Annotated in this window: 1 protein-coding gene; it reads right to left on the bottom strand. The window is 21.7% G+C overall.

Features of this window, described 5'->3' with window-relative positions; genetic code table 11:
• Window positions 1-64: 64 nt before the first annotated feature.
• Window positions 65-262: a hypothetical protein gene (locus tag CSGHG_RS22920; RefSeq protein WP_147582325.1), complete on the bottom strand. Its 198-nt coding sequence runs from the start codon at window positions 260-262 to the stop codon at window positions 65-67.
• Between the last annotated feature and the right edge of the window lie 177 nt (window positions 263-439).

The raw sequence follows: 439 nt of genomic DNA, 5'->3' as shown, positions 1-439 counted from the left end.
TCAACTTCAATGTTATATCCCTCAAAGTTAGTATAGTTTCCCCAAAGTCCTATTGAATCATTATTTAAAGAAAACTTAAAATAAATTTATATTTTAATGAATCAACTAGTAGTTTTTTTAAAGTCTTTATGTCTATAACTCCATTGTCTATAGTTTTATATATTTCTTCTATAATATCTATACTATATAATATTTCTTCTCTGTCATTTAAAAATTCACTATTAGTAACCATTAATGATTTTTGGGTTAAAATTTGATACAAAGCACTAATATTAGTATAATGATATACTTTTTTATCAATGTCTATATCACTTGATATATTGTACTTTAAAAGTTTATTTTTAATAAAGCATAATTTTTACTAATAATACCACCTACTTTTCTACATGATAAAGNGGCTTATTATTTCCATTGCCTTATAATAGTATATGTAATCTTT

The organism is Clostridium senegalense JC122, assembly GCF_000285575.1.
Lineage (GTDB): Bacteria > Bacillota > Clostridia > Clostridiales > Clostridiaceae > Clostridium_J > Clostridium_J senegalense.
This window is presented reverse-complemented; position numbering and strand designations above follow the sequence as displayed.